The organism is Marinobacter salinexigens, assembly GCF_008370345.1.
GTDB lineage: Bacteria > Pseudomonadota > Gammaproteobacteria > Pseudomonadales > Oleiphilaceae > Marinobacter > Marinobacter salinexigens.
Map to the genome: position 1 here is coordinate 16,997 of NZ_VTUU01000002.1, position 21,507 is coordinate 38,503.

A 21,507-nucleotide genomic window follows, 5' to 3' on the forward strand; every position below is an offset into this window, starting at 1 on the left:
GTCTCGTGAGCAGCTACACCGCACGCAGTCCCTGGAAAGTCAGTTATCACGTCTGGCAGGCGTTGTTCCTGCGGGAGGCGGTAGCCCGTCTTAGTTCAGACCGGATCGCCTGGCTCTGGTTGATTGCTGAGCCGATTGCGCATGTGGCGCTTTTGGTTTGGGTGCGTACGCTCATTGGCCATGTGCGGTTTATTCCGGGGGCCGAATTCATCCCGTGGCTGGTGCTGGGTATTACCCTATTCATCATGTTCCGGAACCATATGAATCGGGGTATGGAAGCCATCAACGCCAACCGAGGGTTGTTCGCCTACCATCAGGTACATCCGGTTGATACGGTTCTCGTACGTTGCTTTCTGGAAGCTGCAATCAGTAGCGTTGTGATTTTGTTGCTTATTGCAGGGTTCTCGCTCCTGGGTCACAATCTCGTACCTGCACACCCTCTTCACGCGCTCTATATCTGGGCGCTGGTTGTCGGTTTCGGCACAGGAGCCGGACTGGTCTGTTCCGTAATAGCGACCACGTTGCCGGAAGCCGCCAAATTCATACGGATGATCATGTTTCCGCTGTATTTTCTTTCAGGGGTTATGATCCCAGTTCAATACTTCCCCCACGAACTACAGTACTACCTACTGTTCAATCCTATGCTCCATGCGGTTGAGCTGTTTAGGGTAGGGTTCTTTGAAGGCTATCGTGCGGTAAACGGTATCAGCGTGCTGTACCTGCATTACTGGGTATGGGGATCCCTGTTCCTTGGCCTACTCCTCCAGCAGCGCTACAAAATACGGTTGACGGCACAATGATCGAAGTCCGCAACCTCTACAAACGCTACCACGGCCCTTTCGGCGGTGACTGGGTTCTGAAAGACCTGAACTTCACCATTCCTGATAACGTCAGCGTGGGCATCGTCGGCCGTAATGGTGCGGGTAAATCAACGCTGCTCCGCATTATCGGCGGAATGGATGCGCCAGACAAAGGCGAAGTCCTGAAGGATTGCCGAATCTCCTGGCCTATTGGTTTGGGAGGTGGGTTCCAGGGTTCAATGACCGGCCGTCAGAACGTGAAGTTTGTTGCGCGGATTCAGGGTGCTGGCAATCGCTTGCAGGAAATCATCCGGTCCGTTGAGGATTTTGCGGAGATCGGCAGCGCGTTTGATCAGCCGGTGAAAACCTATTCGTCCGGCATGCGCAGCCGGTTGGCTTTTGGATTGTCGCTGGCCTTTAACTTCGATGTGTATTTGTCTGACGAAGCCACGGCGGTTGGTGATGCGGCATTCAAGGCTAAGGCCACCAAAGCCTTCAAAGACCGGGTGGGTAAGGCCAGTATCATCATGGTATCTCACCAGACCGGCATGCTTAGAACCCTGTGTCAGGCCGGGATCTGGATCAACAACGGCAGCGCCACCTGGTTCGACGACATCAACGAAGCCATCCAAAGTTACGAAAAGAGCATCGGTAAATGACCCGTTTTCTTAAACAAAACCCCGTCTGGGCAGTTGCAGTTATCGCCATTGCCGGCGCCATTATCTATTGGGGGCTGATCGCCTCGGATCGTTACGTTTCCCGGGCTCACATTGTTCTGCAAACGCCGGAAATCGTACCGACAGGGCTCAATGTGTCATCACTACTCTCCGGTACAAGTGGTGCCGGTGATCTGCTGCTTCTGCAGGATCATCTCGAATCCGTTGCGATGTTGAAAAAGCTGCAGCAGAAGCTGGATCTGCGTAGCCATTATTCAAACAGCGATATCGACTTTCTGTCCCGCATGGGCGGCGCGGATCTGCCCATCGAGAAGTTCCACGAGTACATCAAAACCCGCATAACGATTACCTTTGATGACTACGCAAACCTGCTACAGATTGAAGTACAGGCCTATACCCCGGAGATGGCCCAGGCCATAACCCAAACGCTGCTCGATGAAGGTGAGAAACACATGAACCTCATGGGGCAGCGCCTGGCGGAAGAGCAGCTCGCTTTCATTGAGACCCAGGTGGCCGATCTTGAGCAGCGCCTGTTTGACGCCCGAGATGCGATGCTGGATTACCAGAACAAAAACGGGCTGGTGGCTCCTACGCAAACCGTTGAAGCCATCTTTGCGACGGTGTCCCGTCTTGAGGGAGAGCTGGCCGTTCTGAAAGCGCAGATTACCGCTCGTGGTACCTACCAGAGCAACAGTTCACCGGAGTTGCGACGCCTGAAGGCCGAAGCCTCAGCTTTGGAACAACAGATCACTATTGAAAAGCACAAGCTGGCGCAGGAAAACGGCAATGCGCTGAACCAGGTGTCTGCGGAGTACGAAACCCTGGAGTTGCGGGCGAAATTCGCACTGGAACTGTATTCCAACGCGCTGACAACACTGGAAACCACCCGGGTTGAGGCGGCGCGTAAACTTAAGCAGGTCTCCATTCTGGAATACCCGACCCTGGCAGAATACGCAACGAAGCCCGAGCGTACCTATAACATCACCGTATTTGCGATTCTCGCCCTGCTATTGGCCGCTATTGCCCAATTAGTGGTCACGGTGGTGCGGGATCATCGAGATTGATCGCGGTAGCACGCTGATGAATAAGGCCCTGTCTGCAGGGGAAGTGGAATCCCGGCAAACCTGGCGCACGAAGGCAAGAAGTCTTGGCCTCAATCCTGAAAGCCCGATTTACGCCATAGGATTCAGCAGGCCGTTTCGCACGTATGTAAAACGCTTCTTTCAAGGCAGTCCCATCAGGTTTGTGCCCAGTGGGCACCAGGTTCCTGCGGGCCATGTAGCTGTTATATGGGGCAGGAAGCACCCGGAAGGCCTGAACAACCAGTGTATTTTGCTGCGGGTGGAGGATGGTTTTCTCCGGTCTGTGGGGTTGGGCATACAATTTGCTGCGCCGTTATCGTGGGTCGTAGATTCAAAAGGGCTCTACTTCGACGCAACGGGCCCTTCAGATATCGAAGTCATCCTGAACCACCAGGATTTTAGCGCCGGAGTGCTCAAAAGAGCCGCGCAGCTGCGGGAAGCCATATGCGCCGGGCGGATCAGCAAGTACAACACCGCTGGTAAACCCTGGGTTCGGCCAGAACACCCTGAAGTGATATTGGTGCCAGGCCAGGTGGAATCCGATGCGTCAATAGCGTGGGGCGCAACAAGGATTCGCACCAATTTGGAGCTTGTCCAGGCCGTGCGTGTTGCCAATCCGGATGCGTGGGTTGTGTACAAGCCCCATCCGGATGTGGTGGCAGGTGCACGGATAGCGGGCTCCAGTGAGAGTGAGATCAGTCGCTACTGCGACCAGATAGAGGCACATGCCAGCCTCAATGACATGCTGGAGCAATGCGACGAAGTGCATGTAAATACCTCGCTCACCGGGTTCGAGGCATTGCTGAGACACAAATCCGTAACCTGCTATGGTTTACCCTTTTATGCAGGGTGGGGGCTGACAACGGATATCAGCCCGTGCCAACGCCGCAAGCGCGAGAGAACACTTGACGAGCTGGTAGCGGCGACATTGATTGAATATCCGTTGTACGTGAGTCGTGCATCGGGCGAACACACAACGCCGGAAGACATACTCAACGAGTTAACGCTATGGCGAGAACAATCACATACCTGGACTCATCGTTTCCGGGCGCACTGCGGGAAGGCTATAAGGAACCTGGCCAATCTGCTTACCGGGACAAAGTAACGTCCCGGCCGGAAGGAGACTTCCAGAGCAAACCGCCAGTTCGTCATCGGGTAGCGATCATCGGTACCCTGGCGGAGACCATGCTTGGTTTTCGGGGGGAACTGATCCGGGATATGGTTCGGGCGGGGCATGAAGTCTACGCATTCGCCACCAATTACTCGCCGAAAACCGAACAGGCTATCCTTGCCATGGGGGCCTTTCCGGTGAAATACCGGATGGGGCGATTGAGCACCAACCCGGCGGCAGACCTTCTGAGCACCTGGCAGCTATACCGGCTGCTGAAAAGTTATAGCATTACCTGTTGCTTCAGTTACTTCACCAAGCCCTCCATCTGGGGAACGACCGCTGCCTGGCTGGCTGGTGTGCCCGTGCGTGTTGCCAAAATCGAAGGCATGGGGCGGGTGTTTACGCCTGAAGTACATGGGTTCAGCCTCAAGAAACGCGTATTGCAAAAGGTCATACGCGGGCTCTTCCGGTTCAGCCTCAGGAAGGCGCATCACCTGTTGGTGCTGAACCACGATGATCAGCAGGAACTCGTGGCCATGGGCATCACCGACCCGGCACCGAACATGGTGGGTGGTATCGGTGTGTGTCTGAATCGGTACCCGTTCACGGCACCTGTAGCAGACCCATTGAGATTTGTGTTTGTGGGCCGGCTGATTCCGGAAAAGGGCATTCGATATTTCCTGGATGCAGCCAAATCCCTGAAGGCCCGATACCCAAACATCGAATTTATTGTACTCGGCGCGCCGGATGACAAGCGGGGCATCACCAAAGCCGAACTCAAACAGCTGGTTAGTGACAATATCATCACTTACCCGGGCCCGGTGGACGATGTAGTGCCCTGGCTGGCCAAAAGCAGTGTGTTTGTTTTGCCCAGTTACTACCGTGAAGGCGTGCCGAGAAGCACTCAGGAAGCTCTGGCGATGGGCAGGCCTGTGATTACCACCGATATGCCGGGTTGCCGGGAAACCGTGCAGCATGAAGTTAACGGTTACCTGGTTGGGCCTCATGATCAGCATGGACTGGAAGCGGCTATGCTCCGGTTTATACGTGAGCCGGAGTCTATTGCTATTATGGGTGAGGCTAGCCACCAAATTGCTGTTGATCGTTTTGATGTCCGGGTTATTAATAGGAAGATCCTGAGCATCCTTGGCTTGGTCGCTACTGTGAACTCCAATTGATCTCCGGCCGTACAATGCGCAAAACGTTTTTTGTTACCGGTGGTGCTGGGTTCATCGGTTCTGCCGTTATCCGTGAGCTAATCAGTAATACCGATCACCACGTCGTCAACATTGATAAACTCACCTACGCGGGCAATCTTGAGTCACTCAAGTCTGTAGAGGATAGCTCCCGTTACACCTTCATCCAGGCTGACATCTGCAATGCAGATGCTATGGCTCAGGCGTTTGAGAAGCACCAACCAGACATCGTGATGCACCTGGCTGCGGAGAGTCACGTAGACCGCTCCATCGATGGCCCTGCGGCCTTCATGGAAACCAATATCATTGGTACTTACACCCTGTTGGAAGCTGCGCGGGGATACTGGAAAGGGCTGCTGGAAACGAACCCGGAAAAAGCTGAAGCCTTCCGTTTTCATCACATCAGTACAGACGAGGTGTACGGGGACCTGCCGCATCCCGATGAGTCAGAAAATGCTCAGGAACAGCTGTTCACAGAAACAACCTCCTACGCACCAAGTAGCCCATACTCGGCGAGCAAAGCCAGCTCCGATCACCTTGTTCGTGCCTGGCAGCGTACCTACGGCCTGCCAACCCTGGTGACCAACTGCAGCAACAACTACGGGCCATACCATTTCCCGGAGAAGCTGATTCCATTGGTCATCCTGAACGCGCTGGCAGGGAAGCCGCTTCCGGTATACGGCAACGGCAGCCAGATCCGCGATTGGCTCTACGTAGAAGACCATGCCCGAGCCCTTATCCTGGTGGCGCAAAAAGGCGAGATAGCAGACACCTATAACATTGGAGGCCACAACGAGAAGCAGAACATCGAGGTGGTTCAAACCATCTGCGACATTCTTCAGGAACTGGTTCCAAAGGACAGACGTTACCGGGACCAGATCACCTATGTTCAGGATCGCCCCGGCCACGATCGCCGCTATGCCATCGATGCGAGGAAAATCGAGCAGGATCTTGGCTGGAAGCCGCTGGAAACATTTGAAACGGGCTTGCGCAAAACCGTGCAGTGGTACCTGGATAACGAAACCTGGTGGAGGCGCGTACAGGATGGCAGTTACCAGGGCGAGCGGCTGGGAGTCAGTTCGTGAAAATTCTGCTTTTGGGAGGTTCCGGCCAAGTAGGGTTTGAGCTTGCTCGCTCCCTGGCGCCGCTGGGAACAGTTGTTGCTCCAAGCCGTGCAGAACTGGACCTGAGCAGTGAGGAGGCGGTTACTGACTATCTCACCTTACACCAGCCAGAATTGATTGCTAACGCGGCAGCGTGGACGGCGGTTGACGCCGCCGAACAGCACGTGGACGCTGCACGGCGGCTGAATGCCGGATTGCCGGAGCAGCTTGCACAATACTGCGCAGAGAAGGGCGCCTTGTTGGTGCACTACAGCAGTGACTATGTCTACCCCGGCGACGGCTCAGAACCCTGGCTGGAAACCAGCGCGACAGGCCCGCTGAGTGTATACGGCCAGACCAAGCTGGAAGGCGACCTGGCCATACAGCAAAGCGGTGCGAAGCACCTGATTTTTCGTACAAGCTGGGTTTACAGCGCCCGGGGCAATAACTTCATGAAAACCATGTTGCGCCTGGCGGAGAGTAAGCCGGAGTTGAGCGTTGTGGCAGATCAGGTTGGAGCGCCGACCCCTGCGCGCCTGGTTGCGCAAATCACCGCATTGGCGATCTATCGGGATATTCCCCTGGGGCTGTATCACCTGGCGCCCAGAGGAAGTGCTACCTGGCATGAGTTCGCTGTGGCAATTGTGAATCTCGCCTCGATGACGGGGAAATTACTCAGCTCAGGGCCGGCCGACGTGCTTCCTGTTTCAACGAGCAGTTATGTGACGCCCGCAAAACGACCGATGAACTCGCAAATGGACCTGAGCAAAATAGAGTCGGCATTAAGGATCAGCTTACCGGGATGGTATAGTCAATTGGAACTGACCCTGGATGAGTATCTGGAGAAACAATGCGCGGCATAGTCCTTGCGGGCGGTTCGGGAACCCGGTTGCATCCTATTACCTACGGTGTGTCAAAGCAGCTGTTGCCAATCTACGACAAGCCGATGATCTACTACCCCATTTCTGTCCTGATGTTGGCGGGAATTCAGGATATTTTGATCATTACCACTCCTGAAGACCAGGCTCAGTTTCAACGCTTGCTTGGTGATGGGAGTCGGTTTGGGGTTAACTTCAGTTACGCGATCCAGAGACGGCCAGAGGGCATTGCTCAGGCTTTTCTGATCGCGGAAAAATTTATTGGGAATGAACCTGTATGTCTGGTGCTTGGAGATAACCTTTTTCACGGACAAGGCTTCTCCGGTCAACTGCACTATGCAGCCAAGCAAACTTCGGGAGCAACCATTTTTGGCTATCTGGTCAATGATCCTGAACGGTTTGGTGTGGTGGAGTTTGATGAGGCCGGGGTGGCTTTAAGTATCGAGGAAAAGCCTGAGGAACCAAAGTCCCGATATGCGGTTACAGGCCTCTACTTTTATGATGGCCAGGTGTGTGACATCGCGAAAACTCTGGTTCCTTCAGAGAGAGGCGAGTTGGAAATTACCGCGATAAACAACTACTACCTTCGAGAGGGGCTTTTGAGGGTAGAGCGGTTTGGTCGTGGTTTCGCCTGGTTGGATACTGGTACGAACGACAGCATTCTGGAGGCTAGCCAATATGTGCAAGCCGTTGAAAGTCGCCAAGGGCTCAAGATCGCCTGTCTTGAAGAAATTGGATGGATGAAAGGGTGGGTGACAGATCAATCATTAGCTGAGTCTGCAAAGGCATCTGAGAAAAGCGTTTATGGCAAATATCTGGAGTCAATTCTGGAGCATAAATACCAATAAAATGACGATCCACAAAATTTAGTATGCACCTCTACGAAAAACCAATCGAATTGCCATTTGCGCTGCCAACAAAGTTTTATGTCGGCATGCTGGTTGTGTGGCTTTTGAGGCCCGCTCAGCAAAAACGTTTTCCTTTGCACTTGGGAAAAGAGCGTGACTTTTTAAATTACCTTGCATGGTGTGCGGCGGTAGGAAGAAAAGAAAACAGAATCCTCAGCCAACTAGACGCCTGGAATGAAGAGTTAGAAAGGCCGGCACCTCTCCCGAAAATCCCGGGCGATGTATGGGGAGGAACCTACAACGTCGCGATGTATTTGTCGGGTTTGCATCGGAGTAAATATTGGCTGGGTCAGCTTCTCGGGAATAGAAAAGTCCGCTTTCGCGTTGCTCGTTGGTATTTTCGCGAACGTTTGGACCTGATGGCGTCCGGAACTTTGCCCTCGTGGCAATCATTGGCATTGGAAAGTGCGTTTAAAACATCCGGTGATTTCCTTCAGGCAATTACTGTGCCGGGCGATACTGCTGAAACCAACACCAGATTAAACGAAGCATACGCAGAGCTGTGCTCAGGGTGGGGTAGTGTTCATAACGAACGTGAGCAGATTGTTAATTCTGTAGTGACGGCAAACACAAAGTTGGCGAGCCGGGTCCTGGGAAGAATTCTGCCAGTTCGTTTCAATCGCTTTGTGGGCCGGTTGGTTGGAAGTGGGCGGGTTCCTGCCTGCACTGAGCTCGATTGGCTGATCGAGCTTGTTACCCCTCTGCAACGGGAATCCAGCGCTAAAAGCAGTGGCCAGCTAACTTCGTCAAAGCCATTTGGTGTGAACCTCTATGGCTACGCCCGTGGGGAGTTGGGTATCGGGGAAGATGTTCGTATGGTTGCCCATGCCTTGAAAGAGGTGGGGGTCCCCTTCAGCATCATCAATGTACCACTCGGGCCGGATGTCAGTCAGCGTGATGTAACTGCCGACGACTGGATCGTAGACAGGGCCAGGTATTCGGTAAACCTTTTCTGTATGACCGGCATTGAGATGTCACGTTACATCTGTGAAAAAGGTCTCGACATCCTCAGTGATCATTACAATGTGGGCCTCTGGCCTTGGGAGCTCCCGCGCTGGCCCACGGCTTGGCACCATGCATGGGGGCTCGTGGATGAACTCTGGGGCATTAGTCAATACACCGCAAAGGCATACGATGGGGCTCCGGTTCCGGTAATTCCCATGCCGCTACCGGTACGTTTGGGCCCGATCGCACCAATGACCAGAGCAGATTGGAATTTGCCCGAATCTGATTTTCTGTTTGTCTTCTCATTTGATATGAACTCGACACTGTCCAGAAAAAACCCTCTTGGGTTGATCATTGCGTTCCAGGAAGCGTTTGCCAAGCTACCTGCCGCAAATGTGGGTTTGGTTCTAAAAGTAAGTCACGTCCGAGAGGAAGACCCTCAGTGGAAGAGAATCAGGGAAGAAATAGACCGGGACAATCGTATACATCTCGTCACCAAAGAGCTGAGGCGCCCCGAGGTGCTTTCCCTCTATCAATGTTGCAATTGTTATGTCTCGCTCCACAGAAGCGAAGGGTTTGGTCGGTCGCTTGCAGAGGCACAACTACTGGGGCTGAAATTGATCGCCACTGGCTACTCGGGGAACGTCGATTTCTGTAACGACGCTAACACTCAACTGGTGCGGTATCGCGTCAAAGATTTGTGCGAAGGAGACTATTTCTTTGCCTCTGGCCAGCAGTGGGCAGACCCAGACCCGACTCATGCAGCCGACTTGATGAGGGTAGCTTATGAAAATCAGAAAGCAGCGCCCCCTGAATACTCCGTTAAGCGGTTCACCGAGCGGTATTGTGGCGAAAAGTTTAAACAGAGATTAGAAGAAATTTCAGAACGAACACTAACCAAGGAACGAGTGATTAATGAGTACTGAAACCATCCATCCCGTAATTCTGTCTGGCGGTTCTGGTAGCAGATTGTGGCCATTATCCCGGGCGGGTTATCCCAAGCAGTTTCTGAACCTGGGTGACAATGAGAACACCATGCTCCAGGCGACAGCAATGAGAGTTTCGGGAGAGGCATTCAGTAATCCTGTGATGGTGTGTAACGAAGAGCATCGGTTTATCGTTGCAGAACAGTTGCGGTTGGCGGGTATCGAGCCATCACAGATTGTTCTTGAGCCGGTTGGCCGAAACACCGCACCAGCCGTTGCGATCGCGGCATTGTCATTGCTGGAACAGAATGAAGATGCGGTGATGCTTGTAATGCCGTCGGATCACGTTATTCGTAACCAGAGTGCTTTTCTTGCTGCTGTAGAAAAAGCGGCGCAAGCCGCAAAATCCGGCAAGTTGGTGACGTTCGGTATCGAGCCAACTGCGCCCGAAACCGGCTATGGATACATCCAGAAAGGTGCGACGCTGCCAGAAGTTGATGGAGCGCACCAGGTTGCACGCTTTGTTGAAAAGCCGGACAGCGATACGGCGTCGGCCTACCTGGAATCCGGCGAATACTATTGGAATAGCGGGATCTTCGTTTTTACAGCAAAGAACTATCTGGAAGAGTTGAAAGGCCACCACCCGGAAATGCTCAGTGCCTGTGAGAAAGCTCTGAAACTGTCTAAGCAGGATCTGAACTTCTGCCGGCTTGATCACGATGCATTCATGGCTTCACCCTCAGACTCTATCGATTATGCCGTAATGGAAAAAACAGCCAACGCGGCTGTTGTCCCGGTTGATATGCAGTGGAGCGATCTTGGCGCCTGGTCTGCGCTTTGGGATATTGAAGAAAAGGACGAGTTTGGCAACGGGGTACATGGAGATGTTCTGCTGCACAACACACGTAACAGTTACGTTCATGCCGATCATGCTTTGGTAGCCGTCAGTGGTGTAGATGACGTGATCGTCGTAGCGACGGACGATGCTGTGCTGGTTGTGAATCGAAACAATGCACAGGATGTGAAACAAGTGGTGGAGAGGCTCAAGGCTGATGGCCGTTATGAGCACAACCTCCATACAACGGTTCATCGCCCCTGGGGGAACTACCAAGGCATCGACAACGGTGATCGGTACCAGGTCAAGAGAATTACGGTGAAGCCGGGCGAGAAGTTATCTCTTCAGATGCATCACCATCGTGCAGAGCATTGGATCGTTGTCAGCGGAACAGCCGTAGTCACGTCTGGGGATAAAACCTTCATGCTGCGGGAAAATGAGTCGACGTACATTCCTATTGGCGAAACACATCGGCTGGAAAATCCCGGCAAGGTTCCTCTCCACCTGATCGAAGTGCAGTCCGGCAGTTACCTCGGAGAGGATGATATTGTTCGTTTTGAAGATGGGTACGGGCGCATATCGTCATGAAAGCACTGTGTATCGCGGGCGCTCCTTCAGCAGGCCTGAAGTCTGTTGAAGCAACCTTGCATGCGGCGGGTGTAAGCCCCGCCAGCGCCCTGCACAGAAATGAAAGCGTCGGATTTAGTTATTGGCACGAGAAAGTGGTTGCCGGGATTAATGGTGCCTGTCTGGCTGGCGGTGATCAGGGCGTCAGCGATCTCTGGCGACAAGTTGCGGTTGATTTGCTGCTTGAAAACGTGAGTAGCCCGATATGGGGGTGGGCTGATCCTGTCAGCACCTGGTTTCTGGATTTCTGGGCTTCTCTGGACCACAACCTACATTTCCTGTTGATTAGCGAGTCATTGGAAGACCGTTTGGCCAGGGAAATTTCGGAAACTGGTGAGATCGGAAACTGGCAGGATCTATATGATGAGTGGCAGAGCTATCAACAGGCTCTCTATGAGTTCTACCGAAGAAACCCCGATCGCTGCATGTTGGTTGAACGTACCGATGTAGATAGTTCTCCAGCAGAGTTAGTCAGTGCAATTAATGATCGGTGGGGGTGGTCTCTGGTTGCCGATGCGGTAGATGAGACTGCGGGTAAGTCACTCTCCTCACTTACCAGGTATCTCGCGGCAGAGTTTATTAAAGCGAACAGGCTTAATGCTGAGATAGCTGATGAATGGCGTTTAGCGTGGTTACCGCTGGGACAATCTCATACTAGCGATACCTCTACCGGAATTGAGGAAGCGATAGCGGATTTCTTCAAACATGGCGAGATGGTAAGTGAGTTATCGGTTGCCTTGAGTGAATCTGAAGCAAGAGAAAAGGAACTGGAAGTTCAGTCCAATGATTATCTTGTAGCCCTCACGGAAGCTCAGGACGAAGCCGAACGGCTCAAGACGGAAAACGTTGAAATAGCGGAATCAGCCCGCGAAAGGTTTGAAACCGAAGTAGCAAAACTTCTTGGCGCGTTGGATAAAAAGCAACATCAACTTGAAGATTCAGTGATGGAGCGAGAGGCGTTAGCCGCCCGCTGCGCTGCGCTCCAGCAGGTGTCTGAGGAGACTGAGACCCTCCTCCACGCTCTGAATGACATTCAGAGCCAGTTAGAGCTCTCAGTCATCGAACGAAAAGCGTTGGAGGCGAGATGTTCGAGCCTTCAGCAGAGTTCTGATGAAGCAGAATCGCTACTCTACGCGCTCAATGAAACTCAGAACAATCTGGAAAGCGCCATACAGGAACGGCAATCTTTGGAAGACCAGCTCTCAAGTTTGCAACATACCAATGCTGGCTTGCAGCAACTCAATGGTGAGGAGAAAGGCCGGGGAGAGGCCCTGGCAAGGGAGAGAGCAGAGCTCCAGGAGCGAACGGCTGCGTTTCAGTCTCAAGTTCAGAAGCTCAATGGCGAACTTGAGAGGGTTAAAGAGGAAGCTCATAGCGAAAGGCGGCAGCATCAGGATAGTCATAAAGCTCTCCAGGGGCGGTGCCGGGCATTGGAGGAAGAAGGCAGAAATGTTCTGCTGAGACTAAATGACCTTCAGGAAGAACTGGAACAGGCCGTTCTGGCTAAAGAGCAAGCAGAGCAGACCTGTCGGGCTCAAGAAATTGAGATCAAACAGTACGAAGCTGATAAGGCGCAAGCAGAAGAGTTAGCCGCCAGTAAACGAAGGAGTCGTATTTTTAGCCGGAAAGAACGTAATTCGGTTGAAAAGAGTTTGTCATACGATGCGGTGGAACTCAGAAATGTTCAGGTAAACCCGGACTACGAGCACCTCTGGTTCAGTCTGCGTAACCCGGCATTCGACGGAAGAAAATCAACGCATTGGCAGTTCCGGCTATCGTGTGCTGGTGTTCGGCCGGATGTATTTGGCAAGCACCCCAAACTGGAGTTCCCCAAGCAGAGTGATCAGTTGCTGGAAAGCTGGTTTCTCGAAAGCGAAGACGATTTTGGCAAAAAGCTGGAACTGCGTTTTGCACTGCCAGAGGCCATGGACAAAGCCATCTGGAAAAAGCTGGAGAAGCGAGACCGGGCGCTCATGTCTGCATTGGTGCAGAAATTGCCTGACATTCTGGCTCAGGGCCGGAAACAAAGACCAAAACTTAGCAGGGACTGGCGCCAGTGGGACTCATTGGCAAAGGATATCCAGCGCATCTACGAGATGAAAACCCGCAGCGGAAAGTAAATTATGGTGGCACAGTTTGACACCCTCGTTCACCTCGGGTGTGGTGGATCATTAAACATGCAGACCTATGCAGAGGTAGCCAACCACTCTGTGTTGGTCGACGCCTGCGATAATGTCGTTGCTAAGCTTGAGAGCGCAGTTATCGACTTTCCCGGGAAGTTTTCCGTCGTGCAAAGCCTGGTTGATAGCGAATCCCGGCAGACGACTTTTCACCGTTACAATCTGGACTGGGTCAGCGGTACCGAGCACCCTGACAAGGCTCTTTATAGGGTATTCCCCGGGTTGAAGTGCCTGGACTCACTAGAGACTGTCAGCACGTCTGTTGTAGAGCTGATTGAGGATCTGCAACTCGATCCATCTCAGCCGAATCTGTTGGTCATCGAGTTACCGGCATTAACAGGTGCCATATTGGACGCTCTCGAGCAGAACGATCTGCTGCGCTTGTTCAGCCTTGTTGTGATCGTACCGCACTATCGAGCCGGGAAGACATTGCTGGAAATGGAGTCTCTGCCTATTTCACTGCACCCGGTTTATAACGCGCTGCCGCATGGCCTCCTGCCGGAATCGAGTTGCGCTCAGGTTTATGTCAGGCATCCATTGATTGAAGACATCCAGTCAAAAGATGACGAGATAGCCCGGTTGCAGAGCGAGCAAGCTGACCAGTTAGAAGAGCTCAGAAGAGAACTCAGGGCCCTCAACGAGAATTCAAACCAACAGGCACAAGCCAAGGAAGCTTTGGTGTATGAAAAGAGCCAGCTCCTTGAAGAGTGTCAGAACAATAAGGTTCGAATTGATGCGGTGATCTCAGAGCGCGATTCAATCTGGAACGAGAAAGAAGCACTCGCAGCAGATTATCAGGACAAGGTTCAGCTGTTGGGCGAAGCACAGCAAAAAGTCGCTGAAGCCGAAAAAGAGCTCGGGGTACTCAAAGAAGAGCTTGTGGCGCATAAAGATGAGTGCAATCGGATGCAGCGTCAGAGAGATGACCAGTTTCATCGAGGTGAGGCGTTAGCTGACCAGCTTGCAAAGCTAAAAAAAGAACGCGATGAGCTTGTCCAGCGGAGGGATCACTGGAAATCGGCTCATCAGCAAGCCCAGGAAAAATGCAATTCGCTTGAATCAGAGCTGAAAAATCGCCAACAGAAGCTCGCAGCCAGCGAGCAGCAGAATGAACAACTCCGGGGCGAGCTAGAACAAACCCATAACAGAGCAGAAGAAAAAAGTCTCCAACTCGTTCAGGAGCAGCGTAACAGGCAACAGTTGGTGGACCAGGAGCTGATGAAGGCTGAGGCGCAGTTGGAGTTGATCAAGGACGTGCTGATCCGTGGTAAAGGCGTTTAACCGCTATGGCAAAACGGAGAACCAAAGCTAAAAGAAAACCACCTGGAAGGCGGAAAGCACCCAACCAGGTAGCCGTACAGGTACCGCAGTCCTCCTCTGAAACATCGCTCAATGCAGAGAGCCTGGCAACTCTGGAAACAGTTGATCCTGGAATACATGCACCGCTAGGACAAGCCAGAACCCGTTGGCTGTTCAGCGAATGGCAGCAGCTCTGCGAGATGGATATTTCTGATGTGGAGCAGGAGCCTGAACGTAAGCAACTGGCTGTATTGATTGCCTCGGCACATCAGCACCAAAACAACCTGGATCAAGCGCGGCGGTGGGCTGAACAGGCATTAGAATGGGGATGTGAGCGTAGCTTGGTAGCCCAGGCGTTGGTGTCTGGAATTCATAACACCTTGGGGCGATTGGCACTACTCCGAGATGATGCCCGGGAAGCTGAAAAGCAATTCAGCGATTCTGTCGGTGTGATGAAACTCCGGGATACCGACACCAAAACACTAGCTCGGGCCAGGGCCCTGCACGCAGCTAACCAGTTGTCAGTCCCCGGTGCTTTACACGCCAGCGAAGAGGTCAGAGGGACTGCTCCGCAGGTAGAGGATGGTTTTTACCGTGCCTTTGAAGACAAATTCCGCGGTTCACGGGAAGAAATCAAGCGGCGCGTAGGCGTGTATCTCCCATTCGTGCAGCCCTTGGCCTCTTATTATCCCAGAGGCAGCGTGCTCGATTTGGGGTGTGGCAGAGGTGAGTGGCTTGAACTGCTCAGAGAGAACAATATTCGTGCCGAAGGCGTAGACCTCGATGACGGAATGTTGTCAGCCTGCCGTGAACTGAATCTGGACGTAAAAAAGGCCGATGCTTTTGAATACCTCGCCTCACAACCAAGTGAAAGTCGTTTAGCGATTTCCATGATGCACGTAGCTGAGCACATTACGTTCGACACTCTACGCGCCCTGGTTAAGGAAGCTTATCGAGTATTGGTTCCGGACGGGCTGCTGATCATGGAAACACCTAACCCGGAAAACTACACCGTCGGTTCATGTAACTTCTACATGGACCCCACACACCGCAACCCTTTACCACCAGCTCTTCTGGCGTTTGTCCCAGAGTTTTATGGTTTTAAGGACATAAAAATTCTGAGACTTCAGGAGAGTAAAAGACTCAAACCCAACCAGAGCGTTACCGTGATGGATTTTCTGAACGGTATCAGCCCTGATTATTCCGTACTCGCGCTAAAACAACACAACAATATGATCGACGAGGACATCTGGAGCAGGGAATACGGCATCTCGTTTTCGATGCTTGAAAAGCTTTGGCTGGATCATAATGACGATTGAAAAGGACTGTAAGAGTTTCACATGGGGCATCAAGAGTTAAGGATCAAACACAAAGCCTTTCTTGTTGAAAGCGCATTTCGGATGTTCCGGCCGGAAGCCGGTACAGAAGAGCAGAAAAACTACTGGGTAGATCGACTGCTTGATGGTCATGACCTGAACGACATGATCAATGAGCTAAAATCAGGGTTCCTTGGCGCCATTGGGTCCCCGAGTAGCGATCATTTGGAAGCCCGCCCTGAACCGGCAGAAAAAGCCGAATTAGGGACGGTAGGAGAAGGTGACTATTCAGGCTCTGCTATTCCCCGGGAAACTCTGGGCGTCCTGCGAGCCGGGATGCCCGAGACTGTGCCTGCAACGATAGAAAACCGTTCATCCTTCAAGTGGGCAAGCGACAGTGATCAGCCAATTAACGTGGCGTACCATTGGCTGGATGAACATGGTGACATGCTCTTCTTTGAAGGCAATCGTACATCATTGAAAACGGCCATCATGCCAGGGCAATCCGCATTGGTGGATGTGCACGTTGTTCCCCCGGCCAAACCCGGGAAATACCGGCTTATGCTAACGCTGGTACACGAAGGTACCTGTTGGTTTGAAGATCGAGGCTTTTCCGTTTCGAGCCAGCCGGTGGACGTGGAGTGGTGTCTGCCAACATCGACTAACCGGGTGCTCGAAGAGTTGGCCTTCATGCGCACAACCAGTCACGGGGAGGTTGTTGCCTGATGAAGGTTTTGATTGATTTACAGGTTGCCCAAACAGGTACAAACCCTGAAGCCGGCAAATATGCCCTGGCTTTATCGAAGGCCGCTGCGCAGGAAGTGGGAGAGAATGGCGAACTGTTGGTTCTGCTTAATGGCTCTCTCGAAGCTACTATTGATGAGCTTCGGGCAGAACTCGAAGGCTTTATCAAACAGGAGAACATTCGAGTCTGGTACGCCCCTGATGGCATGGGAAGCATTTGCGACGGTAACCCATCGCTTCGGAAAGTAGCTGCCCATACACGCGAGGCTGTTATCGCTGAACAGGAACCAGACCTCGTCATCTTGCCCAGTTTATGGCTGGGTTGGGCGGATGAAGCAGTGATCAGCTTTGACTATGAACCTCCGGGTTGCCCGATAGCGACGATTTTGCCGGGCGAGTCATTCCATGGCCCACAGAAAGAGTTGGAGCAGGGAAGACGCGGCGAATGGCATCGATCCCTGCTGGAGAAACTCTCCCGAGCTGATTTTGTATTGGATGTGCCAGGCCTTAGCGAACCGGAATTGTGTAACGGCATACCAGATACCAACCGCGTGCGTTGGCCATCTGCCGAAGCGGATCAGCTTGTTGAGGCGCTACAAGTAAGTGTTCGATCGCTATTGGGCGAGGCCAGGTCTGAAAAGAACGGGTTTGCCGAAAAGGTAATGAGGAGCCTGAATCTCGATGGCGTGAAGCCTAAACTGGCGTTTGTTTCTCCACTCCCACCGGAGAAAACTGGCATTGGGTACTACAGCGCGGAACTCCTACCTGAACTCGCTCACTACTACGATATTGATGTGGTTGTCGATCAAGAACAGGTGAGCGATGAGTGGATCGAATCCAACTGCACCATCCGCTCCGTCGAATGGTTCTGGAAACACGGTCTGGAGTACGACCGGGTAGTTTACCAGTTTGGTAACTCCCGTTTTCACGCCCATATGTGGGATCTCATCGAGAAGATACCCGGGGTAGCAGTCATCCACGACTTCTATCTCGGCGATGCTGTGGCCTACCGGGAAGACGGCGCAGGAAAAGGATTGGCGCTGCCCCGGGAACTCTATCTCTCGCATGGCTACGACGCGCTGAAGCCGATAATCACGGACGGTGATCGGGCAGAAGCCATTCGATTGTATCCCTGCAGTTACAGCCCGATCAGGGAGGCCAAAGGTGTTATTGTCCATTCAAACCATGCGCGCGATCTCGCTCGCGAATGGTACGGAGATACGGTTGCAGATACCTTTGAAGTGATTCCTCATCTGCGGGTGTTACCTGAACGACATCCTGAAGAGAAGCAGGCAGCAAGACAACGCCTGGGGATCGCTGAAGATGCCTTCTTGATCTGTAGCTTCGGTGTGGTCAATAAATCCAAATTGAATCACCGTTTGTACTCAGCGTGGTGCGATTCTCGGGTTGCAAATGACCCTAATGCTCGCATCGTGTTTGTAGGTGAAACGCCTGACGCATACGGCCAGCGCCTGCGCAGCGAGATTGAAGGTTCTTCGTACAGCAACCGAATTTCCTTCACCGGGTGGGCAGACAGCGAAACATTCCAGGACTATCTGGCTGCAGCTGATGTGGCCGTTCAGTTAAGAACCAACTCCCGTGGAGAAACATCCGGTACAGTACTGGATTGCATGGCGAATGGCCTTGCCACTATCTGTAACGCTCATGGGAGCTTTGCTGAAGTACCGGATTCGGGAGTCTGGAAACTTGAAGATCGCTTTGAGGAAGAGGATCTTATTACGGCTCTTGATACCCTATGGAGCGACCATACTCGTCGTGAGCAACTGGGTGTGGACGGCCGTGAGCAGATCGTTAAATCCTACTCCCCGGAATTCTGTTCGAACCGGTATTTTGAAGCCATAGAGCAAGCGTACAGCCAACACAGGCGGAGCCGCCTGAATGTCATAAAAACGGCATCTGAAGTGCTGGACTCTGCCATGCAACACGAAGTGTTGGCAGCCTGCATTGGTAACTCCCTTCCAGTATCAACGCCGCAGCGCCAACTACTCGTTGATGTCACCGTGGTTGCCAGAGAAGATCTGAGAACCGGTGTTCAACGGGTAGTAAGAAGCATCCTGAGCCAGTTGCTCGATATGGATTTGCCGGGTTACCGTATAGAACCGGTTTACACCAATCCAAGCATGGATGGCTTTTTCTATGCAAGGCAGTTTACCCAGGAGTTCATGGGTGGAGAGCACTCCGTGCTACCAGACGAACCAATGGAAGCTCATACCGGCGATATATTCCTGGGGCTGGATCTGCATGGTGATGGCATAGCCGCTCAATGTGGTTACCTGGAAGGTCTAAGGGATAGAGGCGTGAAGGTTGTGTTTGTCGTGCACGACTTGTTGCCGGTTACTCATCCACATTGGTTCCCCGGACCGGAAGAGCAGACCTTCGAAAACTGGTTAAGCTGCATCACCAAATTTGACGGAGCCATCTGCGTATCCCAAACCACGGCTGATGAGCTCGAAAAATGGATGGTGTCCCGCAATGTGGAACGGAAGCGTCCGTATAGAATTGGTGTAGCGCACAACGGTGCTGACATCCGACAATCGGTGCCCTCAATGGGGCTTCCAGAGGATGCAGAACAGGTTTTGGCTCAGATCGAAGCCAAACCCAGTTTCTTGATGGTCGGAACGGTTGAGCCTCGTAAGGGGGTAACCCAGGTGCTGGATGCGTTTGAGCATCTTTGGCAGCAGGGTAAGGACTACAGCCTGGTGCTGGTAGGCAAGCGGGGATGGAACATCGAGGATCTGGCGGATCGCCTTGAAAATCACCCAGAGAAAGGATCGCGATTGTTCTGGCTACAGGGCATCAGTGATGAATATCTTGAGCGCACTTACGCAGCTTCTACTTGTCTGATTGCCGGCTCTGAGGGTGAAGGGTTTGGCCTGCCGCTGATTGAAGCTGCACAGCAGGAAATTCCTATTCTTGCGCGTGATATTCCAGTGTTTAGAGAAGTGGCGGGCGCCCATGCAGAATATTTCACTGCAGATACTGCGCAGCAGCTATCAGCGTCCATAGACGGCTGGCTAAACGGATATAAGATGCAGCGCTACCCCGATTCAAAGGGAATGCCCTTCTTGACCTGGCGAGGCAGTTGTGAAAAGTATCTTGACTTCATGCTTCAATAAACTGGACGCTTCATAAAGGTATACATGAAATATCTTATAATTCCCGGGCTTGCAAAGTCAGGAACTACGTATCTATTTGATCAACTCTCGCAAAATGAAGAGTACTTTACTCCCACCATGCGGAAGGAAGTAAATTACTTCTGCCAGGGAGATGATATTCTTCAGTATAACAGCCAATATCCGAGTCTTAGCGAAGAGAAATGGCATGTTGATGCATCTCCTGCCTATATGGAAAGTTACGTAGACGAATTCACGCGCATGAAATCGGCGTTCAATGGGGAAATTGCCAAGTTCATCGTGTGCTTGAGGGAACCGTTCTCAAGAGCCTATTCTCACTATCTTCACGATTTGAAGAGGCATGTCGTACACTTTGACTTTAATGCCTTCATGACGTTGTCTCATAACATCAAGTCTATTGATTCTTTTCAGAAATATTTCATTCCAAGAAAGCCCCAGATCGAATACCTGATAAAGCTTTTTGGTAGAGAGAATGTTCTGGGATTTGATTTAGGGACAAAGCGTGAAAAATGGCGTCATACCACTGAACTCGAAGACTTCCTATCGATATCCGGAAAGATTCATTTTGATTCTGGAAAAGTCTCCAATCCCGGTGGATGGATACCTCGAATATTCTACGACAGGAAGAGGTCACTGGAAGTATATGACCGCGGTGAAGTGTATGCTTTGCCGCCTGGAACACTGTTGATAAAAAATGGCACTGATTCAATGTTGCTTAAAGATTTCCCTGAATCAATGGCCGACAAGCTCATCAAAAGTTCACAGTATTGGAGTATGGAGTTTATTCCTGATGAGTTAGGGGATATGTCCGGTGCTATTTGGGATGATTATCTTGAAAGTATGGAACTCCTTGGGCTGGAAGTTAAGAAACCACAGCCTGAAAAAGCTTATACCGCTCACGAACCAAACTTATCGCCGACGATAAAAGAAAGGTTGGAGAAAATATCTTCTGTTGAAAATGATCTTTCACATATCTGGACGACGAGAAGCGACAAGGCGGCCTTCAATGCTGTAGCCGATAAAATGGCGGATAGGCACTTTGCTGGTGGTGCGGTTAATCGTATCAGGCGTTCAGATAGCCCGTTGGAGACAGCTTTAGAGACTGTGAATAGGTTTGATTATCTGCCCCAGGCTGAGGCGAGCTTGGTCGTTGAGTGTTTGCGCCAAAAGAATTTTAATTTGCTTTTGCAGGGTAGGGTTTTAAGTCCTGTGAATAACCGTTTTTTGAGTGAGGATAGGGTAAAATCACTCGTTATGCCAATAATTAAAGGTGGAGAAATCAGCGTCGAAAAATTGCGGACGCTAGCTCACCATGTCGGACTTAGCTACGCAGGAAGGTTAACAACACCAAGCATTCCTGTCTCTATGAAGAAGGGCGAGGAGGTGTGCATCAGTGTTGATATTGAGAATTTAACGAATAAGAACTGGTTGCCTTATGATGGCGGCAAGTTGAATGTATCCTACCATTGGTACGATTCAACGGGGGCTGTATGCATATTCGATGGACTGAGAACACCTATAGATGAGGAGGTTATGCTCGGTCAGCCTCTTAGAATAAGCAATGTTAAAATAAAGGCTCCCGAATTGCCTGGGGCGTATACGCTTGAAATAACAATGGTACGTGAGGGGGTGTCATGGTTGGAAAGAAAGGGATTTATATCTGAGAAAAAAGAACTCAGGGTTAGTTCGTGATGCTGCACTGGGCGAATTTTGTGGGATGAAGAT

16 protein-coding genes are annotated in these 21,507 nt (G+C 51.9%); all 16 read left to right on the forward strand.

Annotated features, from left to right (window positions below):
• Nucleotides 1-5: 5 nt before the first annotated feature.
• Nucleotides 6-800, forward strand: coding sequence for an ABC transporter permease (locus FWJ25_RS04565; RefSeq protein WP_149599091.1), 795 nt, complete (start codon nt 6-8; stop codon nt 798-800).
• Complete coding sequence (locus FWJ25_RS04570) at nt 797-1,459, forward strand: ABC transporter ATP-binding protein (RefSeq protein ID WP_149599092.1); 663 nt, start codon at nt 797-799, stop codon at nt 1,457-1,459. Before FWJ25_RS04565 ends, FWJ25_RS04570 begins: the two co-directional genes overlap by 4 nt.
• Nucleotides 1,456-2,541 (forward strand): KpsE/RkpR family capsule polysaccharide export protein, encoded by a 1,086-nt coding sequence (locus FWJ25_RS04575; RefSeq protein ID WP_149599093.1) that lies wholly within the window; start codon nt 1,456-1,458, stop codon nt 2,539-2,541. The genes FWJ25_RS04570 and FWJ25_RS04575 overlap by 4 nt, the downstream gene beginning before the upstream one ends.
• 16 nt (nt 2,542-2,557) lie before the next feature.
• Nucleotides 2,558-3,664: a capsular polysaccharide export protein, LipB/KpsS family gene (locus FWJ25_RS04580; RefSeq protein ID WP_149599094.1), complete on the forward strand. Its 1,107-nt coding sequence runs from the start codon at nt 2,558-2,560 to the stop codon at nt 3,662-3,664.
• Complete coding sequence (locus FWJ25_RS04585; RefSeq protein WP_149599095.1) at nt 3,568-4,848, forward strand: glycosyltransferase family 4 protein; 1,281 nt, start codon at nt 3,568-3,570, stop codon at nt 4,846-4,848. The genes FWJ25_RS04580 and FWJ25_RS04585 overlap by 97 nt, the downstream gene beginning before the upstream one ends.
• Nucleotides 4,849-4,862: 14 nt before the next feature.
• On the forward strand, nt 4,863-5,951 hold the full coding sequence (gene rfbB / locus FWJ25_RS04590) for a dTDP-glucose 4,6-dehydratase (protein WP_149599096.1): 1,089 nt from the start codon (nt 4,863-4,865) through the stop codon (nt 5,949-5,951).
• On the forward strand, nt 5,948-6,832 hold the full coding sequence (rfbD, locus tag FWJ25_RS04595; RefSeq protein WP_149599097.1) for a dTDP-4-dehydrorhamnose reductase: 885 nt from the start codon (nt 5,948-5,950) through the stop codon (nt 6,830-6,832). Before rfbB ends, rfbD begins: the two co-directional genes overlap by 4 nt.
• Complete coding sequence (gene rfbA / locus FWJ25_RS04600) at nt 6,820-7,695, forward strand: glucose-1-phosphate thymidylyltransferase RfbA (protein WP_149599098.1); 876 nt, start codon at nt 6,820-6,822, stop codon at nt 7,693-7,695. The genes rfbD and rfbA overlap by 13 nt, the downstream gene beginning before the upstream one ends.
• A gap of 23 nt (nt 7,696-7,718) precedes the next feature.
• Nucleotides 7,719-9,626, forward strand: coding sequence for a glycosyltransferase (locus tag FWJ25_RS04605; RefSeq protein WP_223163227.1), 1,908 nt, complete (start codon nt 7,719-7,721; stop codon nt 9,624-9,626).
• A complete protein-coding gene (locus FWJ25_RS04610; protein WP_149599099.1) occupies nt 9,616-11,049 on the forward strand; it encodes a mannose-1-phosphate guanylyltransferase/mannose-6-phosphate isomerase in 1,434 nt (477 codons plus the stop codon). The genes FWJ25_RS04605 and FWJ25_RS04610 overlap by 11 nt, the downstream gene beginning before the upstream one ends.
• Nucleotides 11,046-13,208, forward strand: a complete 2,163-nt coding sequence (locus tag FWJ25_RS04615) for a coiled-coil domain-containing protein (protein ID WP_149599100.1) — start codon at nt 11,046-11,048, stop codon at nt 13,206-13,208. The genes FWJ25_RS04610 and FWJ25_RS04615 overlap by 4 nt, the downstream gene beginning before the upstream one ends.
• A 90-nt stretch (nt 13,209-13,298) precedes the next feature.
• Entirely contained in the window at nt 13,299-14,549 is a 1,251-nt protein-coding gene (locus FWJ25_RS04620; protein WP_149599101.1) for a coiled-coil domain-containing protein, read from the forward strand.
• 5 nt (nt 14,550-14,554) lie between these two features.
• Entirely contained in the window at nt 14,555-15,886 is a 1,332-nt protein-coding gene (locus tag FWJ25_RS04625; protein WP_149599102.1) for a methyltransferase domain-containing protein, read from the forward strand.
• Between the two features lie 21 nt (nt 15,887-15,907).
• Complete coding sequence (locus FWJ25_RS04630; RefSeq protein ID WP_149599103.1) at nt 15,908-16,609, forward strand: hypothetical protein; 702 nt, start codon at nt 15,908-15,910, stop codon at nt 16,607-16,609.
• Nucleotides 16,609-19,764, forward strand: a complete 3,156-nt coding sequence (locus FWJ25_RS04635) for a glycosyltransferase (protein ID WP_149599104.1) — start codon at nt 16,609-16,611, stop codon at nt 19,762-19,764. Before FWJ25_RS04630 ends, FWJ25_RS04635 begins: the two co-directional genes overlap by 1 nt.
• A 24-nt stretch (nt 19,765-19,788) precedes the next feature.
• Nucleotides 19,789-21,474, forward strand: coding sequence for a hypothetical protein (locus FWJ25_RS04640; protein WP_149599105.1), 1,686 nt, complete (start codon nt 19,789-19,791; stop codon nt 21,472-21,474).
• Nucleotides 21,475-21,507 lie beyond the last annotated feature (33 nt).

Coding starts and splice junctions, on each gene's coding strand:
- FWJ25_RS04570 (WP_149599092.1), top strand. CDS start 797: ATGATCGAAGTCCGCAACCTCTACAAACGCTACCACGGCCCTTTCGGC.
- FWJ25_RS04575 (WP_149599093.1), top strand. CDS start 1,456: ATGACCCGTTTTCTTAAACAAAACCCCGTCTGGGCAGTTGCAGTTATC.
- FWJ25_RS04580 (WP_149599094.1), top strand. CDS start 2,558: ATGAATAAGGCCCTGTCTGCAGGGGAAGTGGAATCCCGGCAAACCTGG.
- FWJ25_RS04585 (WP_149599095.1), top strand. CDS start 3,568: ATGGCGAGAACAATCACATACCTGGACTCATCGTTTCCGGGCGCACTG.
- rfbB (WP_149599096.1), top strand. CDS start 4,863: ATGCGCAAAACGTTTTTTGTTACCGGTGGTGCTGGGTTCATCGGTTCT.
- rfbA (WP_149599098.1), top strand. CDS start 6,820: ATGCGCGGCATAGTCCTTGCGGGCGGTTCGGGAACCCGGTTGCATCCT.
- FWJ25_RS04605 (WP_223163227.1), top strand. CDS start 7,719: ATGCACCTCTACGAAAAACCAATCGAATTGCCATTTGCGCTGCCAACA.
- FWJ25_RS04610 (WP_149599099.1), top strand. CDS start 9,616: ATGAGTACTGAAACCATCCATCCCGTAATTCTGTCTGGCGGTTCTGGT.
- FWJ25_RS04615 (WP_149599100.1), top strand. CDS start 11,046: ATGAAAGCACTGTGTATCGCGGGCGCTCCTTCAGCAGGCCTGAAGTCT.
- FWJ25_RS04625 (WP_149599102.1), top strand. CDS start 14,555: ATGGCAAAACGGAGAACCAAAGCTAAAAGAAAACCACCTGGAAGGCGG.
- FWJ25_RS04630 (WP_149599103.1), top strand. CDS start 15,908: ATGGGGCATCAAGAGTTAAGGATCAAACACAAAGCCTTTCTTGTTGAA.
- FWJ25_RS04635 (WP_149599104.1), top strand. CDS start 16,609: ATGAAGGTTTTGATTGATTTACAGGTTGCCCAAACAGGTACAAACCCT.
- FWJ25_RS04640 (WP_149599105.1), top strand. CDS start 19,789: ATGAAATATCTTATAATTCCCGGGCTTGCAAAGTCAGGAACTACGTAT.